Raw genomic sequence first — 22,035 nt, forward strand, 5'->3', positions numbered from 1 at the left:
AACGTCAATGGAAATGCTCCCGCAGTCGATGCTCTTCGAAACTGTTCCGTCCATTCTCCAGGAATGGGGTTGTGCGCGCCGCCTGGGTCAGGTGATGGCGGCATGGACGGAGCGTCGCCATGTCCTGATCGTGACCGATGCAGGGCTGCACAAGGCCGGTGTGCTGGAACCGGCGAAAGCGTCGCTGGCGGCCGAGGGATTCCGCGTGGTGGTGTTTGACGAGGTCGTGGCCGACCCGCCGGAGAACGTGGTGTTGCGCTGCGTCGAGTTTGCACGCAGTGCCGAGGCGGACGTCGTGATTGGCCTGGGCGGCGGCTCGTCGATGGACATCGCAAAACTGGCCGCCGTGCTCACCGTGTCGCGGCAATCCATCGCGGAAATGTACGGAATCGGCAACGTTCAGGGCGCGCGCCTGCCGTTGGTGCAGATCCCGACGACGGCGGGTACCGGGTCGGAAGTCACCAACATTTCCATCGTTTCGGTTAACGAAACAACCAAGATGGGCATCGTTGCACGTCAGCTGTATGCCGACAAGGTGATCCTGGACGCCGAGCTGACGGTCGGTCTGCCACGCAGCCATACCGCAGCGACGGGCATCGACGCGATGGTTCACGCCATCGAGGCCTACACCAGCAAGCACAAGAAGAATGCCCTCTCCGACGCGCTCGCGCGTGAGGCGCTGCGATTGCTGGTGAGCAACCTGATCCCGGCTTGCGAAAACGGCGCGGACCGGCGCGCCCGCGAGGCCATGCTGCTGGGCGCCACGCTGGCGGGGCAAGCCTTCGCCAATGCCCCGGTGGCCGCGGTCCATGCACTGGCGTATCCGCTGGGGGGCCATTTCCATATCCCGCATGGCTTGTCCAACGCGTTGATGCTGGCGCCCGTGCTGCGTTTCAACGCCGAAGCGGCCGCTTCGCACTATTCGGAACTCGGAGACGTGGTAGGCGCGGGTGGAACGGGCGACGCCACGGCGCGCACGGCGGCGTTCATCGCGTTCCTGGAAGACCTGATGGACCGCTCCGGCGCGCCGCGACGCCTGCGCGACGTGGGCGTCACGCAAGCGAGCCTGCCGACCCTCGCGGCCGATGCGATGAAGCAGCAGCGCTTGCTGTTGAACAATCCGGTCGTCGTCACGGAGTCGGACGCATTGCGCCTGTACGAACAGGCCTACTGAACCGACGCCGGCCAATCCGCAGTCGCCGTAACGTAAATAGAGAGAATGCACCGTGAACAATGTAGAAAGGATTGAGCACCACGAGATCGTTATCCTGGGTGCAGGCTTCGGAGGCCTCGGCATGGCCGCCCGCATGAAAATCGCAGGCATCGACGACTTCGTCGTGCTGGAGAAGCGTCCCGACCTCGGTGGTGTGTGGCTGGACAATTCGTATCCCGGCGCGGCATGCGATACCGAATCGCACCTGTACTGCTACAGCTTCCATCCGCATTTGCGCGTGAGCGCGATGTATGCCGGCCGCAACGAGCTGCTGCACTATCTGAAATCGCTTGCCACGCGGTTCGACCTCGAGGAACACCTGCGATTCAACCTCGAGATTCGCAGTGCAGAATGGGATGCAGAGGCAAGCCTCTGGCGGTTTGCACTGAGTGACGGCTCCCGGATGACCGCACGATTCTTCGTGCCGGCATGGGGGCAACTGAACCGGCCGATGATCCCCGCGGTTCGCGGCCTGGCGGATTTCAACGGCGAGTATTTCCACTCCGCCGAGTGGCGGCACGACGTGGACCTGAGCGGCAAGCGGGTGGCAAGCATCGGCAACGCCGCCAGCGCCGTGCAGTATGTGCCGCTCATCGCGCCGAAGGTCGATCACCTGACGGTATTCCAGCGAAGCGCGAACTGGATCATGCCGCGCAACCAGATCGTCTTCTCGGCGGAGCAGCTCGATGCCTACGAGCGCGAGCCCCATCTGTTCGAAGAAAGCCGGAAATCGCTGCACGCGTTCCGCGAGTCCGGGTTCGAGCGGACCCGGATGGGATCCAACGCGCAGCAGGAAGGCAAGAGTCTCGCGTTGGCGCACCTTCATCGCCAGGTGCCCGACCCGGTACTGCGCGAGAAGCTGACGCCGGACTATGAATATGCGTGCAAACGGATTCTGCGATCGGACGACTACTACCCGGCGCTCATGCGCGACAACGTCGCGCTGGAGACGGCGGGGGTGGAATCGTTCGTCGACGAGGGCATCGTGACCCGGGACGGCCGTCTGCTTCCGTTCGACGTGGTCGTGTTCGGAACCGGATTCGAGAGTCAGGCTTTCCAGGGCAGCCTGCAGGTGCGCGGCACGGACCGCACGTTGGCCCAGGCGTGGGAAGACGGCCCGGAAGCGTATCTCGGCATGACCGTGCCGGGCTTTCCGAACATGTTCATGTTGTATGGGCCGAATACGAACCTGAACCACAACTCCATTGTGTCGATGCTCGAGATCCAGCAGAACTACATCATCGACGCGATCGGCGGCATGGCTTCGGCTGGCGTGAAGGCCGTCGACGTCGATCGGGCCGTGTTCGACGAATACAACGACAAGCTGCAAGCGGCGATGGCCGGCTCGGCGTTTTCGGCGGGCTGCTCGAGCTGGTACAAGAACGCGCAAGGCAAGGTGATCAACAACTGGCCGGGCACGGTGGACGAATACCGCGCCGTGACGCAATGGGATCAAAGCGTGTTCGCGGCGATCTGAGCGGGGATGCCCATGACATCGGTGCACTGGTTGCCGCTGACCGAGGTGGCTGACGATGCGCGAGACGCCGTTCGGGCGTTCCGCGAACTGGGCGGGCGACACTACGGCAGCTTTTCCGTCGACCAGTCGCGCGTGAACTTCGTGCGGGCCTGCGAATTGAACGGCCTCGCCGCCGACGAAGCGGTTGCCCACGACGATATCGACGTTCCCGTCGCGGACGGCAGCATTCGGGTACGGCTCTATCGTCCGCCCGGCGGCGAGCGCGTCGAGGACAAACCGCTGGTCGTCTTCATTCACGGCGGCGGGTGGGTGATCGGCAGCGTGGATACGCATGACGGCATCTGCCGTCATCTCGCGCGGCACGGCGGGTGTGCTGTCGCGTCGGTGGAGTACCGGCTGGCGCCGGAGCACCGATGGCCGGTTCCGCTCGACGATTGCGAGCGGGCATTGGACTACCTGGCGGCCAACGCTTCTGCGCTCGCCATCGATGCGTCCCGGGTGATCCTGGCGGGCGACAGCGCCGGCGGCAATATGGCGACCCTCATCGCCAATGCGGCATCGGCGGCGGGACCCGCGATCATCGGGCAGGTCCTGTTCTATCCCGTGACGGACCTGACGGCGTCACTTCCGTCCTACCAGCGCATTCAAGGCGGATTTCCGCTGGTCGCCGAGTCGATGCGCTGGTTCCGGGAACACTATATGCCGGCCGGCACGCCATTCGATCTTCCACGCCTGTCCCCGTTGCTGCATGCGGAGGGCCGGCGGCAGCCGCCGATGTTCATTGCCACGGTGGGGCTGGATCCGCTGTGTGACGAAGGCATTGCCTACGCGTCATGCGCGGCCCGCGCGGGGAGCACGGTCGAGCATCTCCATCTACCCGGGCATCATCACGGCATCATCACCGCGGCCCGCACGATCCCGGCAGCGAGATACCTGCTGGATCGCGCTGCTTCCTTTGTCCGGCGGCTTGCCGAAACCGACAGCTTCGAGGTTTGACGCGTCGATCGCCGCGCGGGCCGGCGCACTCCACCGTCGCGACCGATCGGGTAATGGAAACTCCTGATTCAAATTGTCCCTCGACTGCATAGACTGGGAACCGTGGAACTTGGTCAATTGATCATGTTCGGGGTGACCGGTCAAACCGGGAGGCACACCTCGATGACCCGCGTGCATGTACGGCCGGGTGCAGGGAGGGTTGTCGCGTGCGGGTTTGCAGCGTTGTCGCCGGCATGCGCGTGCGAGCGTCTTTTTTCTTCGTAGTCACATGACCAAGTCGAATGATCTAGTCGTGCGGCGTTACGGATATTTTCAATAACGGGTCATCGGAGGGATCTCATGACTAAGAATCAAGCAGATTCGGGTTTGCCTGAGCACGTAGAGGTACTAATCATCGGGGCGGGGATCTCGGGGCTCGATGCCGCTTGTCATCTTCGCATGAACTTGCCGGACCGCTCGTTCGCGATCCTGGAAGCCATGGATGGCTTCGGCGGGACGTGGTGGACCCATCGCTACCCCGGCGCGCGTTCCGACAGCGACCTGTACACGTACGCATTCGGATTCCGCCCGTGGCAGGGCCGCTCGATCGCCACGGCGGAGGAGATCCACAGCTATCTGGGCGATGTCATCAAGGAATACGACCTCGGTTCGAAGATCCACTACGGGCATCGTGTTCAAACGGTGAGCTGGTCGAGCGAGCAGAAGCGCTGGACGGTCGAGGTGTCGCGCAAGGATACGGGCGAACACTTCTCGATCACCACGGACTTCCTGTGGCTGGGGGCGGGGTACTACGACCATCGCAAGGGCTTTACGCCGAAGTGGAACGGGTTCGACCGCTACAAGGGAACGGTCGTGCATCCGCAGCACTGGCCGGAAGACCTCGACTATGCCGGCAAGCGGGTGGTCGTGATCGGCTCGGGCGCGACCGCCGCGACGCTGATCCCGGCGATGGCCGGCACCGCGGCGCATGTGACGATGCTGCAACGGTCGCCGACGTTCTTCACGGCGGTTCCCTGGACCCACCAGCTGGACGCGACGCTTCGCGAACTGAGCCTGCCCGAGGAGTGGCGCTCCGAGATTCTGCGGCGTGCGCACCTGAAGCAGACGTTCGACCTGATCAACCTGTCCGCGGCGAACCCGGACGCCGTTCGCGACTGGCTGATCAACGAGACCCGGCAACAGCTGCCGGAAGGGTTCGACGTCGACAAGCACTTCAATCCCAGCTATCGCCCGTGGCAGCAGCGCGTGGCGGCGGTGCCGGAGGGCGACCTCTTCGCGGCCATCCGGGACGGCAAGGCGTCCGTCGTGACGGACACCATCGAGTCGTTCGACGAAAGCGGCATCGTGCTGGCGTCGGGCGAACACCTGCAGGCGGACATCGTCGTGACGGCGACGGGCTTCGACATGAGCGCGTTCGGCCAGATCGCGTTCCACCTCGACGGAGAACCGGTCGACATGACCAAGCGGGTCTCGTATCGGGGAATGATGATCGAGGGTATCCCGAACATGGCGTTCATCTACGGCTACTACCGGTCGAGCTGGACGCTGCGCGCCGATCTCGTCTGCGAATTCACCTGCCGCGTCCTCGCGCATATGGAGAAGGTGGGGGCGAAGACGGTGGAGCCGTGCCTGCGCGCCGAAGACGCCGACATGCAGCGGCTGCCGTGGACCGACCCGAACAACTTCAATGCCGGGTACGTGATGCGCTCGCAACACCAGATGCACTTGCGTGGCGATCGCATGCCGTGGCAGCACCACTTCGAGTACGAGGAGGAGCGCCAGACCATTCCGGAATTGAGCCCGGATGCCGAAGTCCTCGTGTATCGCTGATCTCCGCGCAACGTTCGAATAAAGGTGATGTTATGGCACTCGATTTGCACCTCGCTGGTTTTCTCGAATCCCTTGCCGGGTCCGGCGCGAAACCGCTGCCGCAGTCCAGCCCGGAAGAGGCTCGCGGATTGATGCAGCATCTGGCGCGCGCCGTTCGCGCACCGGAGGCCGTGGTCGACATTCACGGCGTGGAAGACCTGACCGTTCCCGGCGCGGCCGGATCGCTGCGGGCGCGGCTGTATCGTCCAACCCACGAGCGCAATCTGCCGACGGTCGTCTATCTCCATGGCGGCGGGTTCGTCATCGGCGACCTGGATACCCACGACAACATTTGCCGGGAGCTGGCGCGTGGCGCCAACGCGGTCGTCGTCTCGGTGGATTACCGGCTGGCGCCCGAGCATCCGTATCCGGCCGCGGCGGACGATGCGATTGCCGCCACCCAATGGGTGATCGCGAACGCGGGTGAGCTGGGCGGCAGCGACGTCGTGGCGGTGGCCGGAGACAGCGCCGGCGGCAATCTGGCCGCGGTCGTGACCCAGCAACTGCACGCCGACGGCATTGCGCTGTCCGCCCAGTTCCTGATCTACCCCGCGGTCGCGCAGGATCGCGCCGGCTTTCCTTCGTTCAAGGAAAACGGCGCAGGCTACTTTCTCGACCTCGAGACGATCGCCTGGTTCGAGCGGCATTACGTGCCCGACGGGACCAACCGGGAGGATCCGCGACTGGCGCCGATCCGTGCGAAGGACCTTGCCGGGTTGCCGCCCGCGGTCATTCTGACCGCCGAATTCGATCCGCTGCGCGACGAGGGCGAGGCCTATGGCCGCTTGCTCCATGCGAGCGGCGTCAAGGTCGACACGATCCGGTGCGACGGCATGATTCACGGGTTCTTCGACATGGGGGCGATTTCCCCGGGCGCCCAGGCGTGGATCGAGAAGGGCATCGCGAGCTTTCGAAAGTTACTCGGCGCCGCGCGGCACCATTGAAACGTTGGCTGAAGCGACCTGATTTCGCTTCTCGCCATTTCGTGGCCGCACGCGGTTCGATGGATGACCTCCAACGTTGCCGAGGCGGCCACGCAGTGCTGATGCATGACGGCATGAAGCCGATTGCGCGACGGCTCGCTGAGGCCGCGACGCGCGTGGCGGAATCGTTGCATCAGGTAGTTGCTTGTGAAGCGTTCAGGCATCTATCCAGGACACAGACCCGTGAAGAACTCATTCGATTATCTTGTTGTAGGCGGCGGCTCGGCAGGCAGCGTGCTGGCTTCGCGTTTGACCGAAGATCCCGATGTGACGCTGTGCCTCTTCGAAGCCGGCGGCACGGGCGATGGCTGGCCCGTCACCGTGCCGGCCGCCCTGGTGCTGATGATCCCGTCCAAACTGAACAACTGGGCGTTCGAGACGGTGCCGCAGAAGGGGCTGCAGGGGCGACGCGGCTACCAGCCGCGTGGCAAGGCGCTGGGCGGATCGTCCGCGATCAATGCGATGGTGTACACGCGCGGCCATCATGCCGACTACGACGACTGGGCCGCGCTCGGCAACGAAGGCTGGGGCTGGAACGACGTCTTCCCGTATTTCAAGCGAAGCGAGCATAACGAGCGACTTGGCAATGAATGGCACGGGCGCGGCGGCCCGCTGTGGGTCAGCGACCTGCGGACGGACAATCCATTCCAGGCGCGTTGGCTGGACGCCGCACGAGAGTGCGGCCTGCCCGTCACGGACGATTTCAACGGTGCGGAGCAGGAAGGGGTCGGCATTTACCAGGTGACCCAGAAGAATGGCGAGCGCTGGAGTGCGGCACGTGCCTATCTTTTTCCGCACCTGAAGACGCGCGGCAACCTGACGGTGGAGACGGGCGCACAGGTCAGGCGCATCGTGTTCGACGGCAAGCGGGCCGTTGGCGTCGAAGTCACGCGTGGCGGGAACGTCGAGACGGTCTGGGCGAAGAAGGAGGTGATCCTTTCCGCCGGCGCGCTTCAATCGCCGCAGTTGCTGATGTTGTCCGGCGTCGGGCCGAAGGACGAACTCGAGCGTCACGGGATCCAGGTCGTCGCCGATCTCCCGGGCGTGGGTGAGAACCTGCAGGATCATCCGGACTTCGTCGTCAGCTACAAGACGAACAGCCTGGATGCGCTCGGCGTATCGGTACGCGGCGCGATCAAGACGCTGGGCGACATCCGGCAATACCGGAACTCGCGAACCGGCACCCTGACCACCAACTTCGCCGAGGGCGGCGCGTTCCTGAAGACGCGTCCCGATCTGGATCGACCGGACGTTCAGATGCACTTCGTCGTCGGGCCCGTCAGCGATCACGGCAGGAAGGTACGGCTCGGACATGGTCTTTCCTGTCACGTGTGCCTGCTGAGGCCGAAAAGCCGTGGGTCGGTCAAGCTGCGAAGCGCCGATCCGCTGGACGCGCCGTTGATCGACCCGGCATTCCTCGATCACGACGATGATCTCGAAGTCCTGGTCGAGGGCTACAAGCTGACCCGGCGGTTGATGGCCGCGCCGTCCATGGCCCGGTTCGTGACGGAGGACCTGTTCGCGTCCCGGTCGCGCTCGGACGACGACATTCGTGCGTTGCTGCGCGAGCGGACCGACACCGTGTACCACCCGGTCGGAACGTGTCGCATGGGGAACGACGCGCTCGCCGTCGTCGATTCCCAGTTGCGCGTACGGGGAACGGAAGGCTTGCGCGTGGTGGATGCGTCGATCATGCCGACGCTGGTGGGCGCGAACACGAACGCGCCGACGATCATGATCGGTGAGAAAGCCTCGGACCTGATCCGGAGGATCTCCCGATTCCCGTCCGCGGTGCCGGAAACCGCGGTTTGAGGGCCTTCTCTCGTGCCGACGCTCGTCGGCACGAAGGCCTCAGCCGCACGTGGACGTCGCGAGCATGATGTGTGCGGCGACGTCTACCACCCGAAGGCAAGGGCTCGCCGGCCGGTTGCGGCAAGACTGGACGTTGCCGGTGGCATCGCGCGCTCGAGTCATGAACGCATCCTTGCGCTTTGAAGGGCAACGCGAGCACGAGGAAAGAGAGGTCGCCCCTCGACGCGCCGATGCCGGGTGGCGACCTGTGTGCGTCAGCAACCGGGGAAAGACCGGAGCCTGCTTCGCGGCGACGAGCCGCTGCAACCAGCGGACCCGTCAGCCGATCGACCTTGCGCGGCGTCCGGCCCGGTCCGGGTGCGGGAAATGTTCTTCACCGGCCTCCATCCCGATGGCTTCGGCGTGTGTCATGCCGAACGCCGTCTTCAATTCGACGAGCGATGCCCGTGAACGGGGACCCCTTTGCAGCGCCTGAACGCTGTCCGGAAGGTGGCCGCGTGCACGAAAGGCAACGACCCGGATATTCAAACATGCACTCGCTCATACTCATCGCGGATGACGCACCGGAAATGTCGTCGACGCTCGATACCTGCCTGACGCGCAACGGCTTTCGAACATTCCAGACCCACCCCTCCCAGACCGTGCTGGCCACGCAACTGAACCTGAAGCCGGATCTGGTCATTCTCGACGTCCGTGAACTGCGTGCGGACACCCTGGACATGCTCGCCAGGCTTCGACGGCAAAGCGGTGCCCCCATCGTCGTCATGTCGGCGTGTGACCGGGACGGGGAGCAGTTGCGCGCACTGCACGCCGGCGCTGACGACTACATCGTCAGGCCGTTCAACCCGGACGTGGTCGTCGCGCGATTGCTCGCGATTCTTCGCCGCTCCGGTGCGCTCGCGCCTGAACGTCGCCTCCGGGTGGGGGCGCTCGAAGTCGATACGGAAAGCTACATGGCGTGCGTGAGAACGTCCTCCGGTGAAACGCCGGTTTCGGTGACACTCGTCGAATTTCGCCTGCTGGCTCACATGGCCAGGCTGCCGAATCGCGCGTTTACGCGCGTCGAATTGCTCGATGCGTGCATGGCGGACGTCAGCGCATCCACGCGCACCGTCGACAGCCACATGAGCCGGTTACGGAGAAAGCTGGCGGCCGCAGGGGCGTCGGGCATCGTGGAAAGCGTGCACGGCGTCGGCTATCGACTGCGAAAATCCGGCTGACGGGGGAGGGTGTCGCGCGTGGCGTGACACGGCGGCTCGTCCGTGAGCCGCTTCCTCTTCGGGTGATCCGTGCCACCAAGGCGGGAGAACTTGCTCGCCGTTTGGCCCGCCTTCCATCCGCGGTCAGGCAGGCTTCGACCCAGCGGGCCGCGATTCACGATCGCGGCCCGCCACGCGCATCAGACATCCGACCGTTACTGCGCAATGACCCCGTCGCGAGAAAAGATCAGCCACTTGTCGCCCGTCGAGGGAAGCGCCGCGGTGTACGTCGTCCCGGTCTGGGTGCGCAGGCGCTGGAACGTCTTGCCGTCATCGGTACTTTGAGCCTGCAGCCCGTCGACCCCGACCGCCAATACCGTGGCGCCTCGGGACGCAAGCGCGGTAATGGAGTTCCGGGTGTCGAGCGTCGCGCGTGACCAGGTATGGCCGTTGTCCTCGCTTCGCATCAGCGTGCCGCGCAGCCCGCCGACCAGCAGCACCCCGTTGGGCAGCGCCACGCCGCACCAGAACGACCCCTTGTAACCGGTCTCCACGCTTTCCCACGTGTTGCCCTTGTCGCGGGAAATCAGGAGCTGCCCCTTCTCGGCCGTGGCAAAGATCTCGCCGTTGCCGTTCGAAAAGAGGCCGAACAGATTCAGGTCCGACTTCTTGCCGTTCGGGAGCACGGCTTCCTTTTTGGTCCAGGTCTTGCCGCCGTCATCGGTGACGAGGATGAGCGACCAGAGTCCGACGGCCACGCCGTGGTTGGCGTCGATGAAGTGCACGCCGAACAGCGGGCGATCCTCGCTCGTCACGAGACGTTGAACCTCCCACGTCTCGCCGCCGTCGGTGGTCTTCAGGATCGCGCCCCAGTGGCCGACCGCCCACCCTGTCCTGGCGTCGATGAAACTGACGGACGTCAGCGTCGAGCTCACGGGCACGGACTTGGCCTGGCGGTACGTCGCACCGCGGTTGTCGGACAGCATGACGATGCCGTTCGCGCCGACACTCACGACCCGCTGGCCGGCCCAGGTCGCATCGAGCACGGGGGACTGGGTCGCGATGCTGGACTGGACGGCCGGAACGGGCCGGAGTTCCGGTGCGGCTACGGCGCCTGGCACGCTGCCCAGCAGCGCGCCAAAGACGACGGCGCCGGCCGTCAGGGAGAGAACCTTGCGATACAGGGTCATGGAATCCTCTTCTTCTTCAATGGGCGAGCAGGCCGGGGGCACGGGCGGGCTTGCGCCGCGGGAAGATGTGCTCGAGCCAGACGGCGAAGGCGGGCAGAACCGTCATGGCCATGACCATGTTGACGATGAACATGAACGCCAGGAGCTTGCCCATGTCCGCCTGGAACTTGAGCTCGGAGAACGACCAGGTGGCGACGCCGATCGCGAGCGTGATCGCCGTGAAGATGGTGGCCGTCCCGATCTCGAGGATCGACTGTTCGAGCGCCTTGACGATGCCGACGCCGTTGGCGAGATGCAGCTGCAGCCGGTTGTAGATATAGAACGCATAGTCGACGCCGATGCCCACCGCCAGCACCATCACGGGCAACGTGGCGACGGTCAGGCCGATCTGCAGCTCCTTCATGAACCAATACCCGATGAACGTGCCGATCGTCAGCGGCAGGCAGCAGGCGAGGACCGCGCGCAGGTCACGGTACGTGACGAGGACGAGCAGGACGATGGTCGTATAGACGTAGAGCATCATCGGCAATTCGCTGCGCTCGATTTCGTCGTTGACCGCGGCCAGCACGCCGGCGTTGCCGGACGCGAGCCGGATCTTCACGCCCGGCAGCTTGTTCGTGTCGCGGAAATGCTTCGCGGCGTTGATCACCTGGGTGATCGTGGTCGCCTTGTGGTCGGCCAGATAGATGTTCACCGCGGTCATGCTGCAGTCCTTGCGCATGACGCCGGGCGTGCGGGCCACCTCGCCGGCCAGCGATGAATAGTTATCCGGATCGATGGGGATCGCGGACATCTTCGGATTGCCTTCGTTGTATCCCTCGCTGTATTGCCGCAGCAACGACGAGAACGAAACGACCGACAACACGCCGGGGACGGCACGCATCGACCAGACGAAGCGATCCTGGTACGCGCCGACCTCCACGTTGTTGCAGGACTGGGGCGGCGCTTCGAAGACGATCGAAATCCAGTCGAGGCCGACGTCGTAGCTCGACGCAATCGAAACCGAATCCTGGTTGAACCGGGCGTCGGCACGCAGCTCGGGCGCGCCGGCTTGCAGCGTGCCGACCACGCGGTCCCGGCTTTCCCAGGCCGCCACGGCGAACACCACGACGGCGGCCAGCAGGACGATCGCCGCATTGCGCGGAACGGCGACTTTGGCGAGCACGCGGAGCACGCGGCCACGACGAACGGCATGCAGCTCTGCATTCTTTGCATAATTGCCGTCGACCTTGAGCAACGACGCCGCCAGCGGCAGCATCACCAGGTTCGTGACGATCTTGTACGCCACGCCGAGCGAAGCGGTGATCGCGAGCTCGCGCACCATCGGGATCGGAATCAGGATCAGCGTGACGAAGGAAACGAACGCGGTCACCAGCGCGAGCGTGCCGGGAATCAGCAGCCCGCTGAAGCTGGACCGGGCGGCTTGCTCCACCGACTTCCCGTGGGAGATCTCGCGCACGATGAAGTTGATCTGCTGGACGCCGTGTGAAACGCCGATCGCGAACACCAGGAACGGAACCAGCACGCCCAACGGGTCGAGCCCGTAGCCGAGCAGATGCAGCGTGCCGAACTGCCAGACGAGCGAGACGAGCGAGCAGGTCAGCGGCAGGATCGTCAGGCGAACGGAGCGGCAGTACCAGTAGACGGCCAATGCGGTCAGGAGCAGGGCGATCGCGCAGAACTTCAGGACGGACGACGCGCCGTTTGCAATATCGCCGATCTGTTTCGCGAAACCGATGATCTGGATTTCATAGTTCGCATCCTCGAACTTGGCGCGCAATTGCGATTCGAGCGCCTTGTCGAATGCCACGTAGTCGACCCGCTCACCTTTGGCATCCAGCTCGTTGAGATCGGCGGTGACCATGGCGCTGCTCTGGTCGCGCGACACCAGGCTGCCGACGAAGCCGCCCTGGGCGGTCGAGCGCGAAATGGCGCCGACCGTGTTGCCGTCGAGCTGATCGGGCGTCACGGTGCCGGGAATGAGCGGGTCCGCCCGGAATCCGTCCTCGGTGATCTCGTTGACGAATGAATTCGGTGTCCAGAGGGACTGGACGCTGCTGCGAGACACGTTCGGCAGGAAGGTGACCGCCTGGGTGACTTCATACAGGCGCTTCAACGCCGCCGGCGTCCAGATGCTGCCCTTGCGGGCCTTGACGACGACGATCAAGCGGTTGGCGCCGAGCAGGTCACCGCGATACTCGTTGAACGTCTGCGTGTATTCGTGGCCCAGCGGCAGCTGCTTCTCGAACCCGGCATCCATGCGCAGCTTGACGGCGAAGCAGGCCATGACGACCGTGAACAGCACCAGGAGCCCCAGCACGAGACGCCTGTGACCGAACAGCGTATTTTCCAGCGAATGAAGAATTCTAAGCAGCTTGCCGGGTCGGGCTGCGTCGGAAACAGGCGGTTGATTCATATTGACCTCAGAAATTGCGAGATGCGACGATTGCCACGAAGTCCCTGTCACGTAGCGGGTTGGCCAGCGGGTTGGTCGGGCCCATGAAGCGGGTGTAGTTCAAGCCGACCTGCCAGTTCGCCGGGTTCTGTATGAAGTTCACATACAGGTTCATGGCCGTCACGCCGCGCATGAACTGGGCATTCACGTTCGGCGTATTGCCGAACAGGCCGTACCGGACGAAGATCCCCGGGTTGACCTGCCACCCGGGAATGACGGTGCCGTCGTAAACCCAGTTGAAATCGACGTCGATCCCGCCGGAGTATTTCGTTCCCTGGGCACTACCCGGCGTGTTGAGTGCGCCGGTCGCGAACAAGTCGTTGAATTCGTTCCCCCACAGAAGCGCGCCAGGCGAAATCGGCGATCCGCCGTAGCTCTTGTGAAGCCCCGGATAAGCGATGATCACCGTCTCGGTCGTCAGCGTGGCGGTCTGGGCGCCGAGCAGCTTCAGGAACGCTGCGGAATTGCCCGGCTGCAGCGAGTAGAGGGTCGTCAGGTGCCACTGGAAGCGCTTCTCGTCGACCCAGCAGTTCCCCCCTTGCGCGACGCATCTGCTGGCCGGATTCAGCGGAACGGCATCTCGCGGCCGGTACGAGAGTTCGGTGCCGATTGCCCAGTCGCCCACCGGGAAGTTGGCGCTGACGCCGATCATGTGGCGGTCTTCCGGAAACCGGAACACCGTCCCGCCCGTCGAACTCAGCGAGACTTGCGGGAACTTGTCGTGGTACGCGATCGTGTAGAAGCCGAGATTCAGGTCGGTTCCCGCCGGCTGGTAGCGAATGGAAAAACCATACTGCCCGCCGTTCTTCGGATGGATGGTCGAGACGCCGTACGTGTTGTTGCCGGGACCGACGATCTGGTTCGACCAATAGCTGCCCACCGGCGGCAGGTAATTCTGGTTCCAGTTGCTCTGGTAGTACCCTTCGACGTTCACGCCGTGCCCGACGCCGGACGCGACACTCACGATCGGCGCGGGCAGGATGATCTCCTTGACCTGCGCGCCGGGCTGGGACGCGCGATTCACGTCGATCGCATTCGTCGCATTGACCCCGCCGACTTCCCAGATGCTTTCGCCCCAGCTGACGACCTGGTTACCCACGCGGACGCGGGCAATCTGGTCGCCGACGTTGAATTGCTTGCTGACCCACAGGTCGAGCAGGCGCGGCTTGAAGCGGATGTTCTTCTCGGCATCGGACGGGAGCCCGCCGCTCAGGTTGGGCGACGGGTTGTAGAACAGGTCCTGTCCGCTGGTTGCGCCTGTCGTGCGGGTGCCGGAGTAGTCGTACTGCCAGGTGCCCCGCGCCATGAACGTGAGCCCTTGCGACGGCATCTTCAGGACCAGCTCGTGGTTGCCCTTGAGATAGCTCGTGAACGGATCGCCCTTGCCGTAGTTGATGTCGCCCTGATCGGAGAGGCCGCTCAACTGACCGAGCCGGCCGCCACCCGTCTGCGCACCGGTGGCCACGTTGTAGGTCGGCGACACGAGATTGCTGCTCGGCGACGCGGTGCGAATGCCGACGCCCGCCGATATCGTCGAATCGAAACTGCCTTCGACGTTGCCGATCGTGAACGTGAAGGCGTGCGCGCTGCCGCACCCGACGGCGACAAGCGCCGCGATCGCCGCGCGCACGAGCACCACGCTGGAGCGGGGCTGTAAGGAGGAGGTGGTAGCCATTTTGTCTCGGCCCCTGTCAACGCTCGCTCAACGCACGGAGATTATCGGCGTTGTAGAAGCTCGGCTTGTAGTGTTGGTCCGCCGACGAGTCGACCGACCACTTCGCGTCCCGTCCGGCCGCGAGCATCGAACCGTCCACGAGATACCGGCCGTCGACGAGGTTGTATTGCGCGAATGCGAGCGTGTCGCAGCTGCCCGTTTCGTACACCGGAATGATGTAGCCCTCGCGGACCTTCGAGATGTTGCCCTGCGCGTCGTAGTCCACCGCGCCGAGGTAGCTCCAGCTGTCTTCGTCGACGTAGAACAGGCGCTTGGGCGCGGTATGACGCATCCCCTGCTTGACCGTGGCTTCCACGACCCACACGCGATGGAGTTCGTAGCGACGCTTCGCCGGGTTCACGAAGTCCTGGCCGTACGCATCTTCAAATTTGTCCGAGAAGTCATACATGCCCAGGTCGTTATAGGTAACGATCATTTCCTTCTTGCCGAGCAGCTTCCACGAGAATCGGTCCGTCTGTCCGGAGAAGACCAGCGCTTCATCGATGTTGTACTGGTTGTCGAAGCCGATCTGCGGCGCATCGTACGCATACGACGGCATGCGACGGGTCCGGCGCTGCCCCGGGAAGTAGTAGAAGACTTCGGTCGGCTTGTCCGCATAGTTCGTAAAGATCGCGGCCTGGCCGGCAATGGCCGCCGGGGACTTGTACGCGTAGTAGGCGTTGCCTTCGATCTGATTGACCTTCGCGAACGTCGTGCCGGCCTTGTCACCCCACGGCTGGTAGATCCACGCGTCGGACACGTTCTTGATCCAGTCGGACGCGCCCTTGCGCGGGGAGACGACGGTGATGATGTCGCGCATCTCGACGCCGGCGCCGCGGTAGTGCAGCTTCGCGTTCCACATCACTTCCGCGCCGGTCTTGGGCGCAGGGAACGGGTAGCCGGGCAGGTGGGCATCGGTGAGTTCCGATCCGTCGGCCGACATCTTGGCGAAGCCCGCGTTGTTCTTCGTGTTCTCCGCGACGAAATCGGGGACGCCGCACGTGCGCCGGGACGGATAGACCGGCATCGTGAAGCCCTTCAGGTTCTTCAGCAGCGCAATCTGGCCCGGGTTGAGCTTGTCCGCGTACTTGTCGACGTTGCTGGCGTCGATCGTGTACAGCGGCTTGTCGGACTTGTATTTGAAGAAATCCGCGCGGCGCTTGCCGTAGCTCCAGCCCGCCCCGACGTTGCCCACGGGGGTCCAGGCGGGAATGCCGCTCGCGGTGCCGGCGATTTCGGCGCCCGACGGCGTATGTGAAGCATCCGTCCCTTCCGCAAGCGCACCGGTCAAGGACATCGCGACGGCGGAAGCGATGACGGACAATTTCGCTGCCGATCGGATGAGCGAAGCGGATTTCTTGAAAGAATGAGTCTTGACCACGGCTATCTCCTTGACCTTGACCAGGTAACGTGCGCCCGCCAAAGGGTTGTGCATGGGTGAAAACGGATGAAGGTACCGATAGTCCTGTCCGTTTATTAGCTATGCGAAATGAATTGGGGTGTGTTCGTGCTTGGTTTTACTGAATCACCGAACTCCAGGTCATCGCTATAACGTCGAAGTTCGGATCGACCGGCGCCTGGGTGGGGCGCCGGACGGTTCGTCAATGCATGCAGCTATTGGGCGCCCACCGGGGCCGGATGCGGCTCGTTATACCGGGCCGGCTCCGTACGCGCGCCGCTTCTGAGTGACTTCCGGCTTACGCCGGGACCGACGAGAAGTACTCAGCCGGCTGGGCGTGCCATCCTGCCCAGCGCTTTTCCCAGTAGAGGTTGTGAATCTTCTCGGAGATCGGGCCGGGGCCGTTGTGGTTGCCGAGCGGTTGGTCGTCCACTGCGCTGACGGGCATGATCCCGCCCGCCGACGACGACGTGAATGCTTCGTCAGCCTCGCGCAGCTGGGTCGCGGTGTACGTGCCGATGTTCACCTTGATGCCGAGCTCGGCGGCGATATCGAAGACGCTCTGGCGCGTGATGCCCAGCAGGCAGCCTTCAGCGGGCGTGTAGAGCTCCCCGTTCTTGACGAAGAAGACGTTCGCACCGGCTGCTTCGGTGAGGTTGTCGTGTTCGTCGACGAGCACCGCCCAGTCCTTCTCCTGCGTCATGGCTTCGAAGAGCGCGAGCTTCATGTCCATCCAGTGGAAGTTCTTCGCCGTGGGGTCGACTGCCTTCGCGGAAATGCGGTTGTACCGCTTGCTGATCAGCAGGTTCGAGCCGCGCGTGCGGACCTCGTCGTCAGCCTGGAAGAAGAACGGCACAGCGAAGGCGAACATCGCGTTCTTCATTGCGCTGCGGTCGCGGCGGTCGACGCTCAGCGGGCCGCGGGTGACGCACCACCAGACGTACGCGTCCTTCAGGCCGGCGTTGCGCACGAGCGTGTGAAGAATTTCGCGGACCTGGTCGCGATTGAACGGATTCTCGAGGAAGAACTTCGCCGACGACTCTTCCATGCGCGCGAGGTGATCGTCGAGCCGGAAGAAGTTGCCTCGCGAGACGGTGACGACATCGTAGGCCGCGTCGGCGTGGAGGAACCCGGCGTCGACGAGCGGGACGGTCGCTTCCGTGATGGGAACGTACTTGCCGTCACAGAAGGCGCTGCCATCTTCATAGCGGGGTTCATGCGGAGCGCGAGCATGCAGCGGATTCTCGTGCATGATCTGCTGGACTTGAATGATTGCCATGGTAATTACCTTTCGCTCCCGAGGGAGAGTTGTCGTTCGATGTTGACGTCAAAAGCGACCGGATCGCGGTGCGCTTCCTTGCGGATTGCTTACTTCCTGGCTATCCGCCGTGAAGTCTGCCATATGACTTGATCAAGTGACCGTGTAGTGGAAAGTATTGCTCGAAAAATTCCTTGTCGATGAAGGTTAACCCTCTGTGATGCCTGCCTCGATACGCGAGCGGCGAGCAGACTCGTGCTTGCCGGCCGGTGATCGTCGAACGTCCGTTCCGGCAGACCACACCGATCCGCCTGAGTCACGAGGCTTCGGTGTGTTGCGAGCGTCGCGTAAAGCCGCCTCGTGATTTCGTCTCCCTCATCATCCGGTCACCCGCGCTGCAAATCTTTCGCAGCAGCATGACGGTTCGTTCCCTGAAGCGTCTTACTTTGGCTTGCCGGCGGCAATACTGATTATTACCGAGTCATGTGACTTGGCCAAATGATCAAAAAAGACGTTAGTATGGATCTTCCCGGGCGATCCAGAAGGCTGACGACTCGCCCTCGATACCAAATGACATGGAGCGAGCAGATGCCGATTTTCGAAGCAGACCATCTCCGCAAGGCGTTCATCGGCGGCCGTTGGGTGGAGCCGGTGAACGGTGGCGTGGAGCACGACATCATCAATCCGGCGACGGGCGAAGTCTCCGGCGTGTTGCTGTTTTCTGACGAAGCCGATGTGAACCTGGCCGCGCAGGCGGCGCGCGACGCGTTCGCGGCGTTCTCGAACACACCGCTCGTCGAGCGGCTCGCGATGCTCGAGCGCGTGATCGGTGCCTACACCGAGCGGCTGCAGGACATGGCGGACGCCATCACGCTCGAGATGGGTGCGCCGATGGACGCCATTTCTCGCCCGCTTCAGGCGGCACTGGGGCTCTGGCACCTTCATACGACGCTGGAAGTGGCGAAGCAGTATCCGTTCGAACGCACCCAGGGCACGTCGCGGATCGTGAAGGAGCCGGTGGGGGTGTGCGGGTTGATCACGCCATGGAACTGGCCGATGAACCAGGTCATGTGCAAGGTCGCGCCGGCGCTGGTGGCGGGTTGCACGATCGTGTTGAAGCCCAGTCAGAATGCGCCGTACTCGGCCATCGTGCTCGCCGAGATCATCGAGAAGGCCGGCGTCCCTCCCGGCGTATTCAATCTCGTGCAGGGCTCCGGGCAGCGCCTGGGCAGGGCCATCGCGTCCAGCCCGCTCTTTGACATGGTGTCGCTGACGGGTTCGACGAGCGCCGGCGTGGAAGTCGCTCAGGCCGCTGCGACGACGATCAAGCGGGTGACGCTCGAGCTAGGCGGAAAGTCGGCGAACATCATTCTGGACAGCGAAAACTTTCAGCAGGGTGTCACGCATGGCGTGCTCCAGATGATGGCCAACTCCGGCCAGACGTGCACCGCGCCTTCGCGCATGCTGGTGCCGGCGCATCGGCTCGAGGAGGCCGAGCAGATTGCGGTCGCGGCGTGCGCGCAGGTCGTCGTCGGCGATCCGCGCGATCCCGGTACGACCATGGGGCCGATGGCGAACCAGCGCCAGCATCGCAAGGTGCAGGAGATGATCCAGACGGGCATTGACGAGGGCGCGGTGCTCCTGTCGGGCGGGCTCGGCAATCCCGCCGGGCTTGAACGAGGCTACTACGTCAAGCCGACGGTGTTCAGCCGCGTGAACAATCGCATGACGATTGCAACCGAGGAGATTTTCGGCCCCGTCCTGGTGATCATCCCCTATCGGGATGAATCGGACGCGGTCGCCATTGCCAACGACTCACCGTACGGATTGTCCGGCTACGTCTATGGCGACTCGATCGAACAGGCGGAGCGCGTCGCCAGACAGTTGCGGACCGGGATGGTGCATTTGAACGGCGCGCCCGTCGACATCGCGGCGCCGTTCGGGGGGTACAAGCAGTCCGGCAACGGACGAGAGTGGGGCTACGCCGGCATCGAGGAGTTCCTGGAGACGAAGTCGATGTTCGGCGCGACGCCGGGCGCCATCAGCTAGCGGGAATCGACGACGGGCGTCCGGCGGTATGCGGACGTCCGTCTACGGAAAGGTGCAGGATCGAAGCCGGTCACGACGCATCGTGCGGACGGGCTGGGTCGGGTTGCCGGCGATGGGCGCAATGTCACGCCGCGTCGACGCTCAAGCCTGCACCGTCGAGCTCGAGAGGGAGGTGGCAAACGCCTCCAACGCTGAACTTACACTATCCAGGTTCGCCCTGAGCTCGCGGATATTCGTGTCGCCTTGCCAACTGTTCAGCAATCCATCGATCAGGATGATGCTCATTCTGGCGACGGATTCAATCGCGTCATGGCTGACTTGTGGCGCGCACTTGCCGAGGTAAGCGATCGTTCGCTCGATGGTCTCGACATAGGTTTTCAACGCAAAATCGGGGCGATGACGCTCTGCCCACTGGATCAGTTCAGACTGTGCCCGGGCGTACGACGGATGCTGCACGAGCCATTCGACATTCTTGCGCAGTTGCCATCCGGCGAGTTCGCCGAAAGAATGAAATTCCCTGTCAGCGGGGGCATTCGCCGCGAGCAGATCGAACAGGGATTCGTAAACCGCGTCGAACAGATCATTCTTAGTATGGAATACATAATGCAGCGATGCCAGTGGGCAGCATGCGGCTTCGGCGATTCGCCGCGTGGTGGCTCCAGCGACGCCGTGCGCGGCGATGACTTCAACGGCAGCGTCAACAAAATCCTGTCGCCGCAACGCAGCGCGAACTCTTGTCATTGGTAAACTCCGGTACCCGAAAATCCTCTTCCGTTCACGTCATACACAGGTGTAGTGTTTATCCGTGATACATGGTCAAGTGACCATAACGATCGTGAATTATGTCGGCTTCTTGAAAGTTTGTCCATGAATGGGCGGGGCCACGGGTGCCCTGAATGTTCAGTTCGCTTGTTTCAGCTGATTCCGGAAAATCCGATCGATTGACTTGATCATTTGATCGGTCAACGTTAAGCAGACAAAGATGCGCTGTCGATGGAGGTAAACCCGTGAGCGCGAGCACTGCAACGCAAGACCGACGGCGGCCTGCCGGGAGCGTCAGATTTTCAGGCGAATGGAAGCAGGGTGCTTGGCCGCGGCCGATGTGGATTCTCGGCGGCGCCGGTGACTTCACACCGCACGTGTCGCGGTCGGACGCGAGCAACGGTTGCTGAAAGCACCTTCGGGCAGAGCGTGCGCGCAGGGCGGCGCATGGGCGAAATTGCAAACGTCATGCGCCGCGAGCCGAGCGGTCAATTGAAGCGGCGACGCTACCGCTGTGAGGGCACCGGGGGAGCCGGTGCATCGCGCAGGTGGCAGCGGCTTAGTGCTTCCGTACCGACTTGCGAGGGGGCTTGGCGGCAGGGCGGGCGTCCGACAGTGTCGTCGCGTAGGCGGCCAGCATCTTGCTGGCGTGGTCGACATCGGCAGCCAGACGTTTCGAATCTTCCTGGGCAAACCACGAGAAGAGCAAACCGTCGATCAGGACGATGGTCAGCCGCGCGATGGCGTCCAGCACCTTGGCATCTGCACGCGGCTCGGCGGTCGCCAGATTGGCGCGGGCACCTTCCTGGGAGATGCGAAGCGCGCCAGTGGCCATGTCGGGCTGATGTCTGAGCGCCCACGTATACAACTCCGACTGGGTCTTCGCGTATGTCGGGTTGGCTTCGAACCAGGTCATGACGGAGCGCAGGTTGAACTCCGCCAGGTCCGACAGGGTGCCGTGCTCCGGAGGCTCGGGACTATCCGAGCGGATCAAGTCGATCAGGGACTCGTAGACGGCGAACAGCAGTTCGTCCTTTGAGTGAAACACGTAGTGCAGGGACGCCAGTGGGCATCCTGCAGCCTCGGCGATGCGACGGGTCGTGGCACCCTTCACACCGTGTTCTGCAATCACCGCGACAGTCGCCGCGACGAGGTCCTGGCGGCGGACTTCAGCCCGTACTCGCTGCATAGGCCAGCGCTCCGTTTTATGTCTTCGTCCAAAGGCGCTACCCGTGCAGGGTAGTCGAATCCTCGGATATTAGCATGACGATGGGCGGCATTTCGCAAGCAACACAAGGCATTGTCCCGCACGGATATTGCGCCGCCATGGCGTCGTGAGACGTGCCGTTCGCAGGTACGTGCCGGGCATGGTGATGGCGTCGATGTGCCGCGGCGCCGGACGAACCTCGCGGCGGCGATGCGACTCGGCGGCAGGCTCGCTGAACCGGAAGACGGACTCGCACATCGTGGATCGGCCCGGACATCAAGCGGTGCTCCGCTCGTCGAGCGGCGCTTGAGTTCCTGCTTCGATGAGGCTGTCGTAGAGAGGCGCAGGTACGGTGACCGTCGCACGTGCACGATAAGGCGGCCGTGCGTGTCGTGGAAGGGACGCCATTGCGTTGGCTCGTACGGTGCCTTCATGACGAGGCTAATGGAAAC

16 protein-coding genes are annotated in these 22,035 nt (G+C 63.5%); 9 read left to right on the forward strand and 7 right to left on the reverse strand.

The window, feature by feature from the left end; all coding sequences use genetic code 11:
• Positions 1-7: 7 nt before the first annotated feature.
• The 7 genes from CFB40_RS36985 (at position 8) to CFB40_RS37015 (ending at position 9,570) form a co-directional block, all read left to right on the forward strand.
• Complete coding sequence (locus tag CFB40_RS36985; protein ID WP_089434198.1) at positions 8-1,174, forward strand: iron-containing alcohol dehydrogenase; 1,167 nt, start codon at positions 8-10, stop codon at positions 1,172-1,174.
• A gap of 52 nt (positions 1,175-1,226) precedes the next feature.
• Complete coding sequence (locus CFB40_RS36990) at positions 1,227-2,690, forward strand: flavin-containing monooxygenase (protein ID WP_089434199.1); 1,464 nt, start codon at positions 1,227-1,229, stop codon at positions 2,688-2,690.
• Between the two features lie 12 nt (positions 2,691-2,702).
• Positions 2,703-3,686 carry an alpha/beta hydrolase gene (locus tag CFB40_RS36995; protein ID WP_089434200.1) on the forward strand — a complete coding sequence of 328 codons (984 nt, stop codon included), beginning with the start codon at positions 2,703-2,705 and terminating at the stop codon, positions 3,684-3,686.
• Between the two features lie 339 nt (positions 3,687-4,025).
• The gene (locus CFB40_RS37000; RefSeq protein ID WP_089434201.1) at positions 4,026-5,516 is read left to right on the forward strand and encodes a flavin-containing monooxygenase; all 1,491 of its coding nucleotides are present in this window, start codon (positions 4,026-4,028) and stop codon (positions 5,514-5,516) included.
• 32 nt (positions 5,517-5,548) lie between these two features.
• Positions 5,549-6,499 carry an alpha/beta hydrolase gene (locus CFB40_RS37005; protein WP_089434202.1) on the forward strand — a complete coding sequence of 317 codons (951 nt, stop codon included), beginning with the start codon at positions 5,549-5,551 and terminating at the stop codon, positions 6,497-6,499.
• A 222-nt stretch (positions 6,500-6,721) separates the two neighbouring features.
• Complete coding sequence (locus tag CFB40_RS37010; RefSeq protein ID WP_089434203.1) at positions 6,722-8,350, forward strand: GMC family oxidoreductase; 1,629 nt, start codon at positions 6,722-6,724, stop codon at positions 8,348-8,350.
• 530 nt (positions 8,351-8,880) lie between these two features.
• Positions 8,881-9,570, forward strand: a complete 690-nt coding sequence (locus tag CFB40_RS37015) for a response regulator transcription factor (protein WP_089434204.1) — start codon at positions 8,881-8,883, stop codon at positions 9,568-9,570.
• A gap of 194 nt (positions 9,571-9,764) precedes the next feature.
• Here CFB40_RS37015 and CFB40_RS37020 read toward each other — a convergent pair whose 3' ends face one another.
• From CFB40_RS37020 to CFB40_RS37035, 4 genes are read right to left on the reverse strand one after another with little or no spacing between them, the layout of a single operon-like run.
• Positions 9,765-10,739 carry a WD40/YVTN/BNR-like repeat-containing protein gene (locus CFB40_RS37020; protein ID WP_179255343.1) on the reverse strand — a complete coding sequence of 325 codons (975 nt, stop codon included), beginning with the start codon at positions 10,737-10,739 and terminating at the stop codon, positions 9,765-9,767.
• A 16-nt stretch (positions 10,740-10,755) separates the two neighbouring features.
• Positions 10,756-13,155 carry an efflux RND transporter permease subunit gene (locus tag CFB40_RS37025; protein WP_089434205.1) on the reverse strand — a complete coding sequence of 800 codons (2,400 nt, stop codon included), beginning with the start codon at positions 13,153-13,155 and terminating at the stop codon, positions 10,756-10,758.
• Positions 13,156-13,162: 7 nt separating this feature from the next.
• Positions 13,163-14,869, reverse strand: a complete 1,707-nt coding sequence (locus CFB40_RS37030; RefSeq protein ID WP_089429435.1) for a DUF1302 domain-containing protein — start codon at positions 14,867-14,869, stop codon at positions 13,163-13,165.
• Between the two features lie 16 nt (positions 14,870-14,885).
• A complete protein-coding gene (locus tag CFB40_RS37035) occupies positions 14,886-16,103 on the reverse strand; it encodes a DUF1329 domain-containing protein (RefSeq protein ID WP_256976995.1) in 1,218 nt (405 codons plus the stop codon).
• 16 nt (positions 16,104-16,119) lie between these two features.
• On the opposite strand from CFB40_RS37035, the gene CFB40_RS39370 reads away from it, so the two are divergent.
• Positions 16,120-16,278: a hypothetical protein gene (locus CFB40_RS39370; RefSeq protein ID WP_254610226.1), complete on the forward strand. Its 159-nt coding sequence runs from the start codon at positions 16,120-16,122 to the stop codon at positions 16,276-16,278.
• 327 nt (positions 16,279-16,605) lie between these two features.
• Here the strand turns inward: CFB40_RS39370 and CFB40_RS37040 are convergent, their stop codons facing one another.
• Complete coding sequence (locus tag CFB40_RS37040; protein ID WP_256976996.1) at positions 16,606-17,559, reverse strand: aminotransferase class IV; 954 nt, start codon at positions 17,557-17,559, stop codon at positions 16,606-16,608.
• Between the two features lie 594 nt (positions 17,560-18,153).
• Between CFB40_RS37040 and CFB40_RS37045 the strand changes: the two genes are divergently transcribed.
• Entirely contained in the window at positions 18,154-19,614 is a 1,461-nt protein-coding gene (locus tag CFB40_RS37045) for an aldehyde dehydrogenase family protein (protein WP_089434287.1), read from the forward strand.
• Positions 19,615-19,755: 141 nt separating this feature from the next.
• Here CFB40_RS37045 and CFB40_RS37050 read toward each other — a convergent pair whose 3' ends face one another.
• Both CFB40_RS37050 and CFB40_RS37055 read right to left on the reverse strand, forming a co-directional pair.
• Positions 19,756-20,355 carry a TetR/AcrR family transcriptional regulator gene (locus CFB40_RS37050; RefSeq protein ID WP_089434207.1) on the reverse strand — a complete coding sequence of 200 codons (600 nt, stop codon included), beginning with the start codon at positions 20,353-20,355 and terminating at the stop codon, positions 19,756-19,758.
• A gap of 580 nt (positions 20,356-20,935) precedes the next feature.
• Complete coding sequence (locus CFB40_RS37055) at positions 20,936-21,565, reverse strand: TetR/AcrR family transcriptional regulator (RefSeq protein ID WP_089429438.1); 630 nt, start codon at positions 21,563-21,565, stop codon at positions 20,936-20,938.
• Between the last annotated feature and the right edge of the window lie 470 nt (positions 21,566-22,035).

The sequence above is a fragment of the Burkholderia sp. AU31652 genome (assembly GCF_002223155.1).
Lineage (GTDB): Bacteria > Pseudomonadota > Gammaproteobacteria > Burkholderiales > Burkholderiaceae > Burkholderia.